This is a genomic window from Nocardia acididurans (genome assembly GCF_016741815.1).
In the GTDB taxonomy this organism is placed as follows: Bacteria; Actinomycetota; Actinomycetes; order Mycobacteriales; family Mycobacteriaceae; genus Nocardia; species Nocardia acididurans.
In genome coordinates this window covers 264,922-280,212 of the sequence record NZ_JAERRJ010000002.1, presented here as the reverse complement: position 1 = coordinate 280,212, position 15,291 = coordinate 264,922, and the positions used below count along the sequence as shown (strand labels likewise).

Sequence of the window (15,291 nt, the reverse complement as noted above, 5' to 3'; positions counted from 1 at the left end):
GCTGACCGGGGCACCCCAAAGATTTACGGTCACGAAATCGTTTCTGCCTTCTTGTAACACAGCGGAATCCGTTATCAGTGCAGTATCACAGAGTATGGCAATCGTTCGAGCTGCGCTGGTCCAGACGAACTGGACGGGCGACAAAGAGTCCATGATCAAGGCCCACGAGGAGTACGCGCGGCAGGCGGCCGCGGCGGGGGCCAAGGTGATCTGCTTCCAGGAGTTGTTCTACGGGCCGTACTTCTGCCAGGTGCAGGACACCAAGTTCTACGAGTACGCCGAATCGGTGCCCGGACCGACCACCGAGCGGTTCGCGGCCCTGGCGGCCGAACTGGGCCTGGTGATGGTGCTGCCGGTGTACGAGAAGGAGCAGGAGGGGTTCCTGTACAACACCGCCGCCGTCATCGACGCGGACGGGAGTTACCTGGGCAAATACCGCAAGCACCATATCCCGCAGGTCACCGGGTTCTGGGAGAAGTTCTACTTCCGGCCGGGGAATCTGGGCTGGCCGGTGTTCGACACCGCGGTCGGCAAGGTCGGCGTGTACATCTGTTACGACCGGCATTTCCCGGAGGGCTGGCGGGCGCTGGGCCTGGCGGGGGCGGAGATCGTATTCAACCCGTCGGCCACCTCGCGCGGACTGTCGAGCTACCTGTGGAAGCTGGAGCAGCCCGCCTCGGCGGTGGCCAACGAGTACTTCGTGGGCGCGATCAACCGGGTCGGCATCGAGCCGCTCGGTGACGACGACTTCTACGGCACAAGCTATTTCGTTGATCCCGAGGGCAAGTTCGTCGGGGACGTCGCCTCCGATTCCGCGCCGGAACTCGTGGTGCGCGACCTGGATATGGATCTGATCAAGGTGGTGCGGGAGCGGTGGGCCTTCTACCGCGACCGTCGCCCGGACGCCTACGGACCGCTGGTGACGCCATGAGCCGCATATTCATTCACGGCGGAACGGTGGTCTCGGCCACCGGATCCCAGCCACTCGATGTCCTGATCGACGGCGAAACCATCGCCGCCGTCGTACAACCCGGCACCACGGCGCTCGGCACGGACCTGGCCGCCACCGCGGACACCGTCATGGACGCCACCGGCAGATACGTGATTCCCGGTGGCGTGGACGCGCATACGCACATGCAGCTGCCCTTCGGCGGCACCGAGGCCTCCGACACCTTCGAGACCGGAACCCGCGCCGCGGCCTGGGGCGGCACCACCACCATCGTCGACTTCGCGGTGCAGAAGCCGGGCGAACGCGTGCAGGACAGCCTCAACGCCTGGCATCAGAAGGCGGCCGGACAGTGCGCCGTCGACTACGGCTTCCATCAGATCGTCGGCGACGTGAACGCCGAATCCCTCAAGGGCATGGCCGAATTGGTGTCCGAGGGCGTCACCAGCTTCAAACTGTTCATGGCCTATCCGGGCGTCTTCTACTCCGACGACGGACAGATCCTGCGCGCCATGCAGACCGCCGGCGACCTCGGCGCGCTGCTCATGATGCACGCCGAGAACGGCATCGCCATCGACGTGCTCATCGAACAGACCCTCGCGCGCGGGCAGACCGACCCCTACTTCCACGGCACCAGCCGCCCTTGGCAATTGGAGGAGGAGGCCACCCACCGCGCCATCATGCTGGCGCAGGTGACCGGCGCACCGCTGTACGTCGTGCACGTCTCCGCCAAGCAGGCCCTCGAGCAGATCGCGCTGGCGCGGGGTAAGGGGCAGAACGTCTTCGGCGAGACCTGCCCGCAATACCTGTACCTGTCACTCGAAGAACAGCTGGGCGCACCGGGTTTCGAAGGCGCGAAATGGGTGTGCTCGACCCCGCTGCGCGCCCGCGAGGAGGGCCACCAGGACGAGCTGTGGCGCTACATCCGAACCGGCGACGTCACCACCGTGGCCACCGATCACTGCCCGTTCTGCATGAAGGATCAGAAAGAGCTCGGCCTGGGCGATTTCAGCAAGATCCCCAACGGCATCGGCGGTGTGGAACACCGTATGGACCTCATGTTCCAGGGCGTCAAGGACGGCCGCATCTCGCTGGAGAAGTGGGTGGAGGTGTGCTGCACCACCCCGGCGCGCATGTTCGGCATGTACCCGCGCAAGGGCGTCATCTCCCCGGGCGCGGACGCCGACGTGGTGATCTACGACCCCAACGGGCACACCAGCATCGGGCTCGGCAAGACCCACCACATGAATATGGATCACTCGGCCTACGAGGGATTCGAGGTCGACGGACATGTGGACACCGTGCTCTCGCGCGGCCGCGTGATCGTCGACGGCGGACGGTACCTGGGCAGCACCGGGCACGGCCGCTTCGTGAAACGCGAACTGTCGCAGAACCTGCTCTGATTTCGCACCCAACGACCAAGCAGCCGGACACTATCGATCGGAGCGTGCCGCATGGACATCGGTGTGGTGCTGCAATGCACACCGCCCGCCTCACGTGTCGTCGAACTGGCGAGAGTCGCCGAGACGCACGGTTTCTCGCACGTGTGGACATTCGATTCGCACCTGCTGTGGCAGGAGCCCTACGTCATCTACAGCCAGATCCTTTCCGCCACCCGGAAAGTCGTGGTCGGGCCGATGGTCACCAACCCGTCCACCCGGGACTGGACGGTCACGGCGTCCACCTTCGCGACGCTGAACGACATGTTCGGCAACCGCACCATCTGCGGGATCGGGCGCGGGGATTCGGCGGTGCGCACGCTCGGCGGCAAACCCGCCGACCTGGCGACCCTGCGCGAATCCATCGGCGTCATCCGGGAATTGGGCAACGGCCGCAGCGCACAGGTGGGCGATACCCTGGTCCGGTTCCCGTGGGCGCATGCCTCCCGGCTGCCGGTGTGGGTGGCCGGATACGGGCCGCGCGCACTGGATCTCACCGGTGAGGTGGCCGACGGCTTCATACTCCAGCTCGCCGACCCGGATATCACCGCGTGGACCATCGCCCGGGTGCGGGCGGCGGCCGAACGCGCGGGCCGCGATCCCGACGCGGTGACCATCTGCGTGGCCGCGCCCGCCTACGTCACCGACGGCACCGCGGCGGGACTGAAACACGCACGGGAACAATGCCGGTGGTTCGGCGGCATGGTCGGCAACCACGTCGCCGATATCGTCGCCCGCTACGGGGCGGACAGCGACGTGCCCGCCGCCCTCACCGAGTACATCGCCGGTCGCCGGGGCTACGACTACAACCAGCACGGCCGCGCGGGAAACACCCACGCCGACTTCGTGCCGGACGCCATCGTGGACCGCTTCTGCCTGCTCGGCACCCCCGACGAGCAGCTGGCTCGGCTGCGGGAGCTCGAGGACCTCGGCGTCGACCAGTTCGCGGTGTACCTGCAACACGACGCCAAGACCGCCACCCTCGAGGCCTACGGGGAATCGGTGCTGCCGCGCCTGGCGCGGCCGGAGACGGCGACGGCGAGCGTGACGTGAGCAAACCTGTGCTGAGCCCGGCCCCGACGCTCGGGCCGGGCGCGGATTCCCCTGTGCGCGAACCGTTTCCCTGGCTGCGGCGCAGCGTCGACGCGACGACCCGCCTCCGCGGGCTGCTGTACCCGGTGGCGGCGTTGCTCCTGCTGATCACGGCATGGGAGGCGGTGAAGCTGCTGGTGCCCGCCAACGGCGTCAGCATCGGCGACCAGCGGATACTGCCGCGCACCACCGACGCCGCACTGCCGCACGCCTGGTCGGTGCTCACCGTGCTCGGTGAAGCCGACGGAAAGTCCACTGTCGGAGCGACTCTCGTGCGCACCGGCGGATTCACGCTCGGCCTGGCCCTGCTCGCGCTGACACTCGGCACGATCGTCGGTGTGGCCCTGGCGGTGCTCATGCAGCGGTTCGGCTGGGTCGAGCGCGGACTGCTGCCGTATGTCATTGTCTCCCAGACCATTCCGCTCATCGCCCTGGCGCCGCTGGTCGCCGGGTGGGGCGGGAAGGTCACCATCGCGGGCCAGCCCTGGAGACCGTGGATGAGCATTGTCGTCATCGCGGCGTACCTGGTGTTCTTCCCGGTGGCCATCGGCATGCTGCGCGGCCTGCAATCCCCGTCCAAGGCCGCGGTGGAACTGCTGCACAGCTGTGCCGCCGGATGGTGGGGAACCCTGCTGCATCTGCGGCTGCCCGCCGCCGTGCCGCATTTGCTGCCCGCCCTGCGGCTCGGGGCCGCCGCGGCGGTGATCGGCGCGGTGGTCGCCGAGATCTCCACCGGGACCGCGGGCGGTATCGGGCGGCAGATCATCGTGTTCTCCCAGCAGTCCACCGGCAATGCTGCCCGGCTGTACGCGGCCGTGATCGCGGCGGCGCTGCTGGGTGTCGTGCTCACCGCGCTGGTGAGCCTGGCCGAGATCGTTCTGCGCCGGTACAGCCGGCCCGGCCGTTCCTGAAAGAGAGTTCGTAGTGACCGCATCCGTTTCCGACGCCTCCGCGCCGCGGAGTGATCCGACCGACCGCTCGGATTCGACATCCGCCGCCGCCCTGCCCGCCGTGAAACTGCGCGGGGTGGGCAAGATCTTCGCCGCCGGCGCGGTCACCGCCCTGCGCGAGATCGACCTCACCGTCGGCGCGGGCGAATTCGTCTCCCTCATCGGCCCGTCCGGCTGCGGCAAGTCCACCCTGCTGCGCATTGTCGCCGACCTCGAGACGCCCTCCTCGGGAACCGTTGTGGTGCACGGGAAAACAGCCCGGCAGGCGCGCCTGGACCAGGACTACGGCATCGCCTTTCAGCAGGCCGGTCTGCTGGATTGGCGCAGCGTGCAGGAGAACGTGGAACTGCCGCTGCAACTGCACGGCGTCGGCAAACGCGAACGCCGCGCCCGCAGCGCCGAGCTGCTCGAGATCACCGGGCTCACCGATTTCGCGCGCCGACTTCCGGGTGAGCTCTCCGGCGGCATGCAGCAGCGGGTCGCCATCGCCCGCGCCCTGGCCCGCAAACCGCCGCTTCTGCTGATGGACGAACCGTTCGGCGCGCTGGACGAGATGACCCGCGAGCGCATGCAGGGCGAACTGCTGCGCATCGCCGAAGAGACCGGCGCGGCAGTCGTTTTCGTCACCCACTCGATTCCGGAAGCGGTCTTCCTCTCCGACCGCGTGGTCGTGATGTCCCCGCGCCCCGGGCGCATCATCGCGGTTCTCGACACCGGCGGCTGGGGGCGCGACGGCGACGGCGACGTGCGCTCCAGCGAGGCGTTCTTCAGCTCGGTCGCGGCCGTGCGCGCGGCCCTGCACGAGGGGCACCGGGAGCCGCGGGCCGCGGAGACGGCCGCGCCCACCAGCGCCGTCGGTCGGGATGTGCGATGACCGCATTCCTCCGGAACTGGCTGCCGCCGTTGGTCTTCGGTGCGGGTCTGCTCGCGCTGTGGCAGGTGCTCACCGTCGTCGCGGGCGTGCCGTCCTTCCTGCTGCCCGCGCCCACCGCCATCGCGACAGCGTTCGGCGACAACCGGACCGCCATTGTGGCGGCGGCTGTCGCCACCGGCATGAACGCGCTCATCGGGCTGCTGCTGGGGTCGGTGCTCGGTATCGCCGCCGCCATCGTGGCCGTGCGCTTCCGCGTGGTCGACGGTGTGCTCGGCGCGCTCGCGGCGGGTGCGGCGGCGGTGCCGATCGTCGCGCTGGCCCCGCTGCTCAACTCCATGTACTCCACCACCACCGATCTGCCGCGCCGCCTGGTCGCCGCGATCGTGGTGTTCTTTCCCGTATTCGTCAGCACCGCAAAGGGTTTGCGGCAGGTGCCGCGCGTGCACGCCGACCTCATGACCGCCTATGCGGCCACCGGCTGGCAGATCACCCGCACGGTCCGGCTGCCCGCCGCGCTGCCGCATCTGTTCACGGGTTTGCGCATCGCGGCCCCGGGCGCGGTGATCGCGGCCATCATCGCCGAGTACTTCGGCGGCCTGCAGCACGGCCTGGGCAGCCGGATCACCTCCGCCGCGGCGAATACCGCCTACCCCCGGGCCTGGGCCTACGTCACCGCCGCCATGGTCCTGGGCCTGGTCTTCCTGGCCGCCGTGCTGCTGCTCGAACAGCTCGCCCGACGACCCCGCACCACCCTCTGGAGATCGAAATGAGAAGTACCGCAAGGAAAACCCGTCTCACAGCCGGTGTGGCCGCCGCCGTGCTGGCGCTGGCCGCGCTCACCGGCTGCAGTACCAGCGAGAGCAGCACCACCGCCGACGGGCTCACCAAGGTGAAGCTGCAACTGCAGTGGTTCAAGCAGGGCCAGTTCGCCGGTTATCTGGCCGCCGTCAGCCAGGGCTTCTACCGGGAGCAGGGCCTCGATGTCGAAATCCTCGACGGCGGAACCGATATCGTCCCGCAGACCGTCCTGGCCCAGGGGCAGACCGACTACGCCATCGCCTGGGTGCCCAAGGCGCTCGCCTCGCGCGAGGCGGGGGCCGGGATCACCAATGTGGCGCAGATCTTCCAGCGGTCGGGCACCAAGCAGGTCTCGTTCAAGACCGCGGCCATCAGCGGACCCGGCGACCTACGCGGCAAGAAGGTCGGAAATTGGGGGTACGGCAATGAATTCGAACTCTTCGCGGGGATGACCAAGGCGGGTGTGAACCCGGCCGAGGATGTGACCCTGGTGCAGCAGCAGTTCGATATGAACGCCTTCCTCGCCCGCGATATCGATGCGGCGCAGGCCATGTCGTACAACGAGTACGCGCAGCTGCTCGAGACCAAGAACCCGGCCACCGGAAAGCTGTACACGACAGACGATTTCACCACCATCGACTGGAACGACCAGGGCGTGGCCATGCTGCAGGACGCCATCTGGGCCAATACCGAGAAGCTGCGGGATTCCGCGTACGCCGATCGGACGGTGAAGTTCATCGCCGCCTCACTGAAGGGCTGGGCCTTCTGCCGCGACAATGTGGCCACCTGCCGCGACCTCACCGTGGCGGCCGGATCCACGCTCGGAGCCAGCCATCAGGAGTGGCAGATCACCGAGGTGAACAAGCTGATCTGGCCGTCCCCCAACGGAATCGGCGTCATCGACGCGGCGGCGTGGGATCGCACCGTGTCGATCGCCAAGACGACCCGCAACCAGGAGGGCGCGACGGTCCTCACCAAGGATCCCGATGCCGAGTCCTACACCAACGACTATGTCACCAAGGCCCTGGACCTGCTGAGATCCCAGGGTGTCGATGTGGTCGGCAGCGGATACACGCCGCAGGCGGTGACCTTGACGGAGGGCGGGAAGTAACCGCCGGATCGCTCGCCGAAATCCCAGCGCGGACCACGGAACTCGCTGCTAGATTCGGCGGATATGAAGGTGCAACTGCGGCACAATCCGTCCTCGACGATCGCCCGCTGCTTTCTCGCCGGTAACGAACCCATGCGGGTGGAGAGCGGAGCCATGGTGGCCCACTCGGCCGGAGTCACCTTGGCGGCCAAGGCCGAAGGCGGCATCCTCGCCGGTCTGAAGCGCTCGGTCCTCGCGGGTGAGTCCTTCTTCGTCTCCACCTTCACCGCGCCACCGCAGGGCGGCTGGGTGGACGTGGCTCCCGCGCTTCCCGGCGACATGCTCAACCTGCCCATCACTCCGGATCGCCCGTTCTTCATCAGCCGTGGCGGCTGGATCGCCAACTCCCACAGCGTCACCGTCGAAGCCAAGTGGGGTGGCCTGTCCAACCTGTTCGGTGGCGAGGGCGGCTTCGGCCTGCGCGCCCACGGCGACGGCGAAGTGGTGCTCGGCGTCTTCGGCGCGATCGATGTCATCGATCTCGCCGCGGGGGAACCGGTCACCATCGACACCGGTCACGTGGTCGCCTACGACCTGTCGATGAACTTCACCATCCGGCGTGCGGTCTCGGGGCGTTCGCTCCAATCCCTGAAATCGGGTGAGGGTTTCGTCTTCGACTTCGTCGGGCCCGGCCGGGTCCTGCTGCAGACCCGCAATCCCGGCGCCTTCGCGTCCTGGGCGGGGTCGCACGCCTCCTCGGGTTAGCGGGTGTGATCTAAACCACAGTTCCACTGAGTGGGCATAACCGCAGTTGGAACCCGTTCTATCGTGAAATCCTCATCCGGCCCGGCGGATCCATTTCGCCGAAAGGCACCCTCGGGAATGTGAATCGTGCATGCTTCACATGTCCGACATGTCATTACACAGATGAGGAGCACCACATGTCCGGATCCGCCTCGGATCTTCTGGCCGACGTTCTGATCAAGACCATTCAGGGTCTGTTCACCGGCACCGCCGGCAAGTAAGCCACAGAGCTTCACAGCCCCTTGGAATCGCGCGGGATTCCAAGGGGCTCCTGCGTTTTCCGGGGACCTCAGCGCAGCAGATCGTCGACGAAGACCCGGGTGTCGGGGACGAAGGGCCAGGCGGGGTCCGCGAGATGGGCGCGCAGTTCGGCATCGGTCCACCACCACGCCTCGGCCACCTCGGAAGCCTGATGGCGGAACGGGCCGTCGTGGCGGAGTTCGTAGGCGAACAGATGACAGCGCATCGGGCGGCCCTGCCATTCGCCGTCCCACGCGGCGGCGGCCAGGGGCAGCGGCTCGTCGTCGTCGGGGCCGAGGGTGATGCCCAGTTCCTCGGACAGCTCCCGCATGGCGGCCGCGGCCGGATCCTCGCCGGGATCGAGCACGCCGCCCGCGAGACAGTCGTGCATCCCAGGGAAGACCATCTTGGTGTCCGTGCGGCGGTGGACATAGACACGGTTGGTGTCGGTGGAGCGGATGAGCACGCCCGCGCTGGCATGCCACAGGCCCTCGGCATAGACGGTGGCGCGATCCTCGGCGCCGACCTGGCGGCCTGCGGCGTCGTACACCGCGATCAATTCCGGCATGATGGGCCCCTTTCCGTTCTCGCAGCACAGTAGTGGCAGCGCGCGGGTGCGAGGCGCGCGGCGTAGCCTCTGGGACGCAGTCTGTTTCGTCGGAGAGGACGAGATCATGCCGTTGCCACAGGGATTGGCCAGGATCAATCGGCGTATCAGCAATCCGGTGCTGGGGGTGGCGGCACGGCTGGTGCCGGGGTTCGGGATCGTGATCCACGTGGGCCGAAAATCGGGGCGGGTGTACCGGTCGCCGGTGATGGTCTTCGAACGCGACGGCGGCTACCGGGTCGCGCTCACCTACGGGCGGGAGGTGGACTGGCTCGCGAATATTCGGGCATCCGGGACGTTCGACTTCGAGACGCGGGGGCGCACGGTGACGCTCACCGATCCGGTGGTGGGGCGCGACGCGTCGGCCTCGTGGGCCCCGCCGGTGGTGCGGCAGGCCCTGGTGGCGCTGCGCGCCGAGTACTACGTGCAGGCCCGGATCAGCGCGGCGTGAGCCGGATGACCACCCCGCCCTGCTGCCACGACTGATAGATGTCGGCCTTGTTGGGGCTGCCGTCGGGATCGAAGCCGATGCCGTTGAATCCGGCATTGTTCTTGTTGTCGCGGGCCACGATCTCGTACAGGCGCATGACGGATTCCAGATCGGTGTGCACCTCGGCGTCCGCCGGCCGCTTCGGGCCGCCGAAGGACACCTCGACCGGCACGTCCTTGCTGATATTGCGCACCCAGGGGCGCATATTCGTGCCGATCAGGATGTCGGAGCCGTGCCGGGTGTAGGCCACCGGGATCTCGTAGACCCGGCCGGACTTGCGGCCGGTCACCGTCAGCACGGCCAGGCGCTTGCCCACCAGCCGGGAGAGCAGCGGAAGCCGCAGCAGCGTCCGCACGATCGCATTGATCCGGCCCTGGGAGGCTCGAATCGGTTCCGGGCCCGTGGTGGTCGGGGTGCCGTACGGGTTCGGCTCGGGCGTCTGCTGGGTCATGCCGATCTCCTTCGCTGAAATGCGTTGTCCGGCAGGTATATCCGAACGCGAGTATAGGCCGCCGGGCGGACCTGCGGCCGAGCGGTGGCATGCTGTGGATTCGCTGACAGCCGCAGCAGGACCTGATTCTCGGGGAGTTCGCGTGACCGATGTGGAAAACCGCCCGGCGCAGCCGGATCCGGAAGGGGGCGCGCGGCCGGCGGATCCGAGACCCGCCATGGCCTGGTGGGCGGTGGCCGCCGTGGCCGTGCCCGCGACCGTGGTCTTGCTGCTGTCGGCCACGCGCTACGACTATTTCGGCGACGAACTGTACTTTTTGGCGGCCGGGCGGCGACTGTCGTTCGGGTACGCCGATCAGGGACCGGGCCTGCCGCTGCTGGCCCGGCTCATGGACACCCTCGCTCCCGATTCCTTCTTCGCGCTGCGATTGCCGGCGGTCGGGCTGACCGTGCTGGCGATCGTCGTGTGCGCCATGCTCGCCCGCGAACTGGGCGGCGGCCGCTGGGCGCAGACGCTGGCCGCCCTGGGCTACGCGACCTCACCGTTCCTGCTGCTGCAGGGCACGATGCTCACCACCAACGCCGTCGACTGCGCGCTGTGGACGGTGATCGGCTGGTGCGTGGTGCGCTGGGTCCGCACCCGCGACGACCGCCTGCTGCTCGCGGCCGCCCTGCTGTCGGCGGTCGATATGCAGGTGAAATGGCTGATCCCGTTCTTCTGGATCGTGCTCGCGCTCAGCGCCTGGCTGATCGGCCCACGCGAGTTGGTGCGGCGTCCGCTGCTGTGGGCGGGCGGGGTCGTCGTGGTGCTCACGACCGTGCCGCAACTGATCTGGCAGGCCCGGCACGGCTGGCCGCAACTCGAGATGGGCCGCGTCATCGCCGGGGAGCAGGGCATTCTCGGCGGGCGGGTGCTGTTCGTCCCGCTGTCGCTGATCCTGGCCGGATGGCTCGGCGTCCTGCTGCTGGTCTGGGGGCTGGTCGCACTGCTGCGCCGGGAGTCGTTGCGGCCCTACCGTTTTCTGGCCGTCGCCCTGGTACTGCTGTACCTCGTGTTCATGGTGCTGGGCGGGCGCGTCTACTATCCCGCCGGGCTGTACGCGCCGATCATCGCGGCCGGAGCGGTGGTCCTGGTGGTGACCGCGGCCGGGCTGAAACCGGTCGGCCGGCGGGCGCTGCTCGCCGGCACGACGCTGGTGACGGTGCTGGGCGCGGCCATGACCCTCTATGCCACGCCGTGGATCCCGGCCGAGGACATCGCGCCCGCCGCGGATGGGACGCAGGCGGCCATCAATATCGGCACCTACGGGCAGTTCGGCTGGCCGGAGCTGACCGACGCGGTCACCACCGCCTATCACACGCTGCCGCCGCAGCAGCGCGCCGAGACCATCCTGATCACCGAAACCTATTGGCAGGCCAGTGCGCTCGACGAGTTCGGCCATCCGCACCTGCCGCCCGTCTACAGTCCCAGCCGGGGATTCGGCTACTTCGGCACCCCCGGCGACGACGCCACCACCGTGCTGTACATCGGTGAGACCGGCGAACAGGAAGCCCGGCTGCGCGCGCAGTTCGAGCGGGTCGAACCGGTCGGCGAGGTGAACACCCGGCTCGGCTTCCCGGGCAACACCCAGGACGTCACGATATGGAAGTGCACCGGGCGCACACGGTCCTGGGCGCAGGTGTGGCCGACCTGGATGCACCTGTGACCGGATCCCGGGGCAGCGGGTCCTGGCCGAGGTGGAAACGCTCCAGCGCCGCCGCCAATTCCGGTAGTGGCGTGAGCAATTCGTCCCGCAGCGGTCCCTGCGTGCCGAGCTGGCACAGCAGCCCGATCGCGGCGAGAATGGTCCGCCCGATCGGTGCGTACTCCGGCGGCGAGGTGAGCTGTCTGCACACATTCGTCAGGCGCGGCTCGGTGCATCGGCGCACCTGCTCCCGCAGCCACGCCGTGGACATCCGTGCCGTGTGGGGGAGTAGCAGCTCGCGCACGGGATCGATCATGGCGGCGAAGGCTTCCCGATCGAATTCCGTTCCGGCGGCGACGAATCCGTGCCTGCGCAGCGCGGCCTCCAGGTCGGCGGGAGTGCCGTTGTAGGCGGCGTCGGCGAGATCGCCCACCAGGGCCGGGAATTCGGCCGGGAACGGTGTGCACGCGCCGAAATCGACCACGCCCAACCGACCGTCGCGCAGGACCCGGAAGTTCCCAGGGTGCGGATCGGTGTAGAGCAGTCCGGTGCGCGCGAAACCCGACAGGAGGAAGCGCAGTACGAGCAGGCCCACCCGGCTGCGCTCGGCCGGTGCGCCGGAGGCCAGGATGCGCGGCAGCGCGATCCCGTCCAGCCATTCGCTGACGATCACGTCGCCGTGCTGGTGCACGATCGCGGGCACCGCGAAATCCGGGTCGTCGGCGAAGGCGGCCGCGAAGATGCGCTGGGTGGCAGCCTCTTTCGGATAGTCGAGTTCCTCGAGCACGCAGTCCGCGAACGCCTCGGTCAGCGCTCGCATATCCGCGCCCGGCAGGAGCACCGCCGCCAGCGGGGCCAGCCGCCGCAACTGGTCGAGATCGGTCCGAACCGATTCGCGCACACCGGGATACATGAGCTTCACCGCGACCGGCCGCCGATCCCGCCACACCCCGCGATGCACCTGCCCGATCGAGGCGGCGGCACAGGCGCGCAGATCGAATTCCAGGAAGCGCGAACGCCAGTGCTCGCCCAGACTGTCGGCCATGGCCGCGCTGACCGCGCGCGGCAGCAGCGCGGGCGCGGAATCCTGCAGTCGGCCCAGGGCGGTCCGGTACGGCGTGCCCAGCTCCGGCGGCAGGGCCAGCTCGTAGATGGCCAGCAGCTGACCGAGTTTGGCGGCGCAACCCTTGAGTTCGCCCAGCACCTCGAACATGTGCTGTGCCGTGCGCGTTTGGATGTCGAGCTCCACCTCGTGCGCGGTCCGGCCGAGCGCGCGGCGGCGCATTCCGGCCGCGCGCCGCGCCGCGTAGCCGACGGGCAGCGCGGCCAGTTTCGCAGTGCGGACGGCGGCGTGGGCGGGCGGCGCTCCGGTGGACCCGGGCGCGACGCCGCGCAGTCGCCGGAGTCCGCGTCGACGCGGTTCGGGCATCATCGACCTCCGAAAGAGACTGTCTGGAGTGTGGCACGAGAAACGGGCAGCGGGCAATCGGTTCTGCTCAGTGTCTGAGACAGCCTCCGCTCAGGGTGTAGGTTGTCGAATGATGGTTCCTTGCAGCTCTTATCCCTGCGTGTGCCGGGTGGCGACAGTTTCTCGATCCGATCGTGCCGGTCGCTTTCTGGACAGTGGCGATCAACTGTCCGAGACTGTTGGGTACAGGGATCGGCCCGCCAGGCCGGGCAACGGGGCCCGCCGACGGCCGATACGAAGGTGATGATCATGAACGAGAAGGCCGGCGCGGTCGTCCTGCGCCCGCGCGATGTGCGATTCGACTTCTCCGAATCGCCGCTGCACTGGATACCCGGCGAACCTGTTGCCTCGCACGCCATTTCCGGACTCAACCTGATACTCCCGCTCGGTGAACGCGGCTTCGTCGAAATGTTCCGGCGCGCACTGCCGTACGTCACCGATGCCGAATTGCGTGAGCAGATGATCGGATTCATGGGGCAGGAGGCCATCCACGCCGAATCCCACAACCAGGCCACCTGGGAATTCCTGCAACGACACGGCATCGACCCGGAACCCATCATGACCGAGGCCGAGTACCTGTTCGACCGCGCCGTACAGCGCCTCGACACCCTCCCCGAACGACTCCGGCACCGCGTAGTCGTGCAGATGCTGGCCGCCATCGCGGGCGTCGAACACTTCACCGCACTCGGCGGCGACTGGATCCTGAACCAGGATTTCGAAGCGCTGCGGGCGGATCCGGCGCTGACCGACCTGTTCCGCTGGCACGGCGCGGAAGAGGTCGAACACCGCAGTGTGGCCTGGGACGTGGCCCGCTACTTCGCGGTCGGGCGACCCCGGCTGGTGACCTTCTACCTCGGAACCAGCGTGGGCCTGCCCCTGGGCCTGATCGCCGTCGCCTGGTGGCTCGTGCACCAGGACCCCACCATGCGAAACATGAACCCGCTCAGGGTGTTCCTCGCGATCAACCGAGCCATGCGCCGCGGTGTCCTGCCCCGCTGGCGTCTCATCGGTCGCGGCTTCGCCTCCTTCGTTCGCCCCGCCTACGACCCCGCCGACACCGGCGACACCGCCCAGGCCGTCGCCTATCTCGCCAAGTCCCCGGCCGCCAAGATCGCCCACGCCTCATGACCCGAGCGCCCGCACCGCAAACCATCGAGGGCCGCATCGCCGACATGCGCGGGCGCGGAGTCCCGCCCGCCTTCTGGGCGCCCCTGCCGCACGACCCGCTGCTCGTGGTCGTGGACAAACTCATCGTCCCCGCCGCACGCGTTCTGGCCTGGTTCTCCCCGGCGGGCGGCGGCGGTCCCGCGGTCGATCGCACCCGGGAACTGGTCCTGGTCGAGCGCCGCGTGGTCGCCGCCGACGAGGACGTGGTGAGCTTCCTCTTCGCCGACCCGCGCGGAGCCGCCCTGCGCCCGTGGCGGCCCGGGGCCCACCTGGATGTGGTGCTGCCCTCGGGCCGCATGCGCCAGTACTCACTGTGCGGTGACCCGGACGACGCGCTGCACTATCGAATCGCGGTGCGGCGCATAGTGAACGGGAGCGGGTCGGTCGAGCTGCACGACGAACTGCGGCCCGGTGACCGGGTGGCGATTCGCGGCCCGCGCAATGCCTTCCCGCTCGTCCTGACGGGTCGCGAGGTCACGAGATCCGGTTCGGACGTGCGGGCCGTTCGCGCGGGATTCGCCCGCGCCACGCCCGCGCCGTCCGACGCGCCGCGGCGGCTGCACTTCGTCGCGGGCGGGATCGGCATCACGCCGGTGCTGGGCATGATGCGGGCTGCCGATCGTGCCGGGCTCGACTGGACCATGGTGTACACCGGCCGGCACCGCGACGCGCTGCCGTTTCTGGACGAGATCGCCGGTTACGGCGAACGCGTGACCATCCGCACCGATGACGTGGACGGTCTGCCCACGGGGGCGGATCTGGTGCCGCTGCCGGATCCGGGACTGGCCGTGTATGTGTGCGGCCCACCGGCATTGCTCGAGGTGGTGGGTGCGCGGGTGGCGCGGGCGGACGGGGTGGAACTGCACCAGGAGCGGTTCGGTCCGCCGCCGATTCGGGACGGGCGGCCGTTCACGGTCCAGTGGGGCCGGGGCGGGCGGGTGCTGGAGGTTCCGGCCGACCGGAGCGTGCTCGAGGTGGTGGCCGAGGCGGACCCCGCGGTGCCCTATTCCTGCCGCCAGGGGTTCTGCACCACCTGCAAGGTGCGGGTGCTGGCGGGGACGGTCGATCACCGCGATTCCGTGCTCAACGACGCACAGCGGTCGCAGGGGGACATGCTGATCTGCGTCTCGCGCGCGGATCGCGGTGAACGACTCGTCCTCGACGTGGAATCAGCTGCGGTGCGGGCTGATT

14 protein-coding genes and 1 pseudogene are annotated in these 15,291 nt (G+C 68.7%); 12 read left to right on the top strand and 3 right to left on the bottom strand.

Annotated elements, in window-relative coordinates; translation table 11 throughout:
* The first annotated feature begins 94 nt into the window (after positions 1 to 94).
* From JK358_RS05695 to JK358_RS05660, 8 genes are all read left to right on the top strand, one after another.
* Positions 95 to 931, top strand: a complete 837-nt coding sequence (locus JK358_RS05695; RefSeq protein ID WP_201944479.1) for a nitrilase-related carbon-nitrogen hydrolase — start codon at positions 95 to 97, stop codon at positions 929 to 931.
* A complete protein-coding gene (hydA, locus tag JK358_RS05690) occupies positions 928 to 2,349 on the top strand; it encodes a dihydropyrimidinase (RefSeq protein ID WP_201944477.1) in 1,422 nt (473 codons plus the stop codon). Before JK358_RS05695 ends, hydA begins: the two co-directional genes overlap by 4 nt.
* A 51-nt stretch (positions 2,350 to 2,400) precedes the next feature.
* Entirely contained in the window at positions 2,401 to 3,438 is a 1,038-nt protein-coding gene (locus JK358_RS05685) for a TIGR03842 family LLM class F420-dependent oxidoreductase (RefSeq protein WP_201944475.1), read from the top strand.
* A complete protein-coding gene (locus JK358_RS05680; protein WP_307817320.1) occupies positions 3,435 to 4,388 on the top strand; it encodes an ABC transporter permease in 954 nt (317 codons plus the stop codon). The genes JK358_RS05685 and JK358_RS05680 overlap by 4 nt, the downstream gene beginning before the upstream one ends.
* Positions 4,389 to 4,401: 13 nt before the next feature.
* The gene (locus JK358_RS05675) at positions 4,402 to 5,301 is read left to right on the top strand and encodes an ABC transporter ATP-binding protein (protein WP_307817319.1); all 900 of its coding nucleotides are present in this window, start codon (positions 4,402 to 4,404) and stop codon (positions 5,299 to 5,301) included.
* Positions 5,298 to 6,071, top strand: a complete 774-nt coding sequence (locus JK358_RS05670; RefSeq protein WP_201944473.1) for an ABC transporter permease — start codon at positions 5,298 to 5,300, stop codon at positions 6,069 to 6,071. The genes JK358_RS05675 and JK358_RS05670 overlap by 4 nt, the downstream gene beginning before the upstream one ends.
* Complete coding sequence (locus tag JK358_RS05665; RefSeq protein WP_201944470.1) at positions 6,068 to 7,210, top strand: ABC transporter substrate-binding protein; 1,143 nt, start codon at positions 6,068 to 6,070, stop codon at positions 7,208 to 7,210. The genes JK358_RS05670 and JK358_RS05665 overlap by 4 nt, the downstream gene beginning before the upstream one ends.
* A gap of 63 nt (positions 7,211 to 7,273) precedes the next feature.
* Positions 7,274 to 7,954 (top strand): TIGR00266 family protein, encoded by a 681-nt coding sequence (locus JK358_RS05660; RefSeq protein WP_201944461.1) that lies wholly within the window; start codon positions 7,274 to 7,276, stop codon positions 7,952 to 7,954.
* Between the two features lie 328 nt (positions 7,955 to 8,282).
* On the opposite strand, the gene JK358_RS05655 is transcribed toward JK358_RS05660, so the two are convergent.
* Positions 8,283 to 8,801 carry an NUDIX hydrolase gene (locus JK358_RS05655; RefSeq protein ID WP_201944459.1) on the bottom strand — a complete coding sequence of 173 codons (519 nt, stop codon included), beginning with the start codon at positions 8,799 to 8,801 and terminating at the stop codon, positions 8,283 to 8,285.
* Positions 8,802 to 8,907: 106 nt separating this feature from the next.
* Between JK358_RS05655 and JK358_RS05650 the strand changes: the two genes are divergently transcribed.
* Positions 8,908 to 9,291, top strand: coding sequence for a nitroreductase family deazaflavin-dependent oxidoreductase (locus tag JK358_RS05650; RefSeq protein WP_201944457.1), 384 nt, complete (start codon positions 8,908 to 8,910; stop codon positions 9,289 to 9,291).
* On the opposite strand, the gene JK358_RS05645 is transcribed toward JK358_RS05650, so the two are convergent.
* Entirely contained in the window at positions 9,278 to 9,781 is a 504-nt protein-coding gene (locus JK358_RS05645; RefSeq protein ID WP_201944451.1) for a nitroreductase/quinone reductase family protein, read from the bottom strand. The genes JK358_RS05650 and JK358_RS05645 overlap by 14 nt on opposite strands.
* Positions 9,782 to 9,923: 142 nt before the next feature.
* On the opposite strand from JK358_RS05645, the gene JK358_RS05640 reads away from it, so the two are divergent.
* Positions 9,924 to 11,486 carry an ArnT family glycosyltransferase gene (locus JK358_RS05640; protein WP_307817318.1) on the top strand — a complete coding sequence of 521 codons (1,563 nt, stop codon included), beginning with the start codon at positions 9,924 to 9,926 and terminating at the stop codon, positions 11,484 to 11,486.
* Here the strand turns inward: JK358_RS05640 and JK358_RS05635 are convergent.
* Positions 11,416 to 12,894 carry an ABC1 kinase family protein gene (locus tag JK358_RS05635; RefSeq protein WP_201944445.1) on the bottom strand — a complete coding sequence of 493 codons (1,479 nt, stop codon included), beginning with the start codon at positions 12,892 to 12,894 and terminating at the stop codon, positions 11,416 to 11,418. The two genes, JK358_RS05640 and JK358_RS05635, sit on opposite strands and share 71 nt — an antisense overlap.
* A gap of 288 nt (positions 12,895 to 13,182) precedes the next feature.
* On the opposite strand from JK358_RS05635, the gene JK358_RS05630 reads away from it, so the two are divergent.
* Together JK358_RS05630 and JK358_RS05625 are read left to right on the top strand one after the other, a co-directional pair.
* Positions 13,183 to 14,061 carry a metal-dependent hydrolase gene (locus JK358_RS05630; RefSeq protein ID WP_201944443.1) on the top strand — a complete coding sequence of 293 codons (879 nt, stop codon included), beginning with the start codon at positions 13,183 to 13,185 and terminating at the stop codon, positions 14,059 to 14,061.
* A gap of 44 nt (positions 14,062 to 14,105) precedes the next feature.
* A pseudogene (locus JK358_RS05625) lies at positions 14,106 to 15,266 on the top strand (PDR/VanB family oxidoreductase); the annotation flags it as partial.
* Positions 15,267 to 15,291: the final 25 nt, after the last annotated feature.

Bases quoted from the DNA above. Each gene is read 5' to 3' on its own strand.
- JK358_RS05695 (WP_201944479.1), top strand. From the start codon at position 95: ATGGCAATCGTTCGAGCTGCGCTGGTCCAGACGAACTGGACGGGCGAC.
- JK358_RS05655 (WP_201944459.1), bottom strand. From the start codon at position 8,801: ATGCCGGAATTGATCGCGGTGTACGACGCCGCAGGCCGCCAGGTCGGC.
- hydA (WP_201944477.1), top strand. From the start codon at position 928: ATGAGCCGCATATTCATTCACGGCGGAACGGTGGTCTCGGCCACCGGA.
- JK358_RS05670 (WP_201944473.1), top strand. From the start codon at position 5,298: ATGACCGCATTCCTCCGGAACTGGCTGCCGCCGTTGGTCTTCGGTGCG.
- JK358_RS05665 (WP_201944470.1), top strand. From the start codon at position 6,068: ATGAGAAGTACCGCAAGGAAAACCCGTCTCACAGCCGGTGTGGCCGCC.
- JK358_RS05630 (WP_201944443.1), top strand. From the start codon at position 13,183: ATGAACGAGAAGGCCGGCGCGGTCGTCCTGCGCCCGCGCGATGTGCGA.
- JK358_RS05685 (WP_201944475.1), top strand. From the start codon at position 2,401: ATGGACATCGGTGTGGTGCTGCAATGCACACCGCCCGCCTCACGTGTC.
- JK358_RS05635 (WP_201944445.1), bottom strand. From the start codon at position 12,894: ATGCCCGAACCGCGTCGACGCGGACTCCGGCGACTGCGCGGCGTCGCG.
- JK358_RS05660 (WP_201944461.1), top strand. From the start codon at position 7,274: ATGAAGGTGCAACTGCGGCACAATCCGTCCTCGACGATCGCCCGCTGC.
- JK358_RS05650 (WP_201944457.1), top strand. From the start codon at position 8,908: ATGCCGTTGCCACAGGGATTGGCCAGGATCAATCGGCGTATCAGCAAT.
- JK358_RS05645 (WP_201944451.1), bottom strand. From the start codon at position 9,781: ATGACCCAGCAGACGCCCGAGCCGAACCCGTACGGCACCCCGACCACC.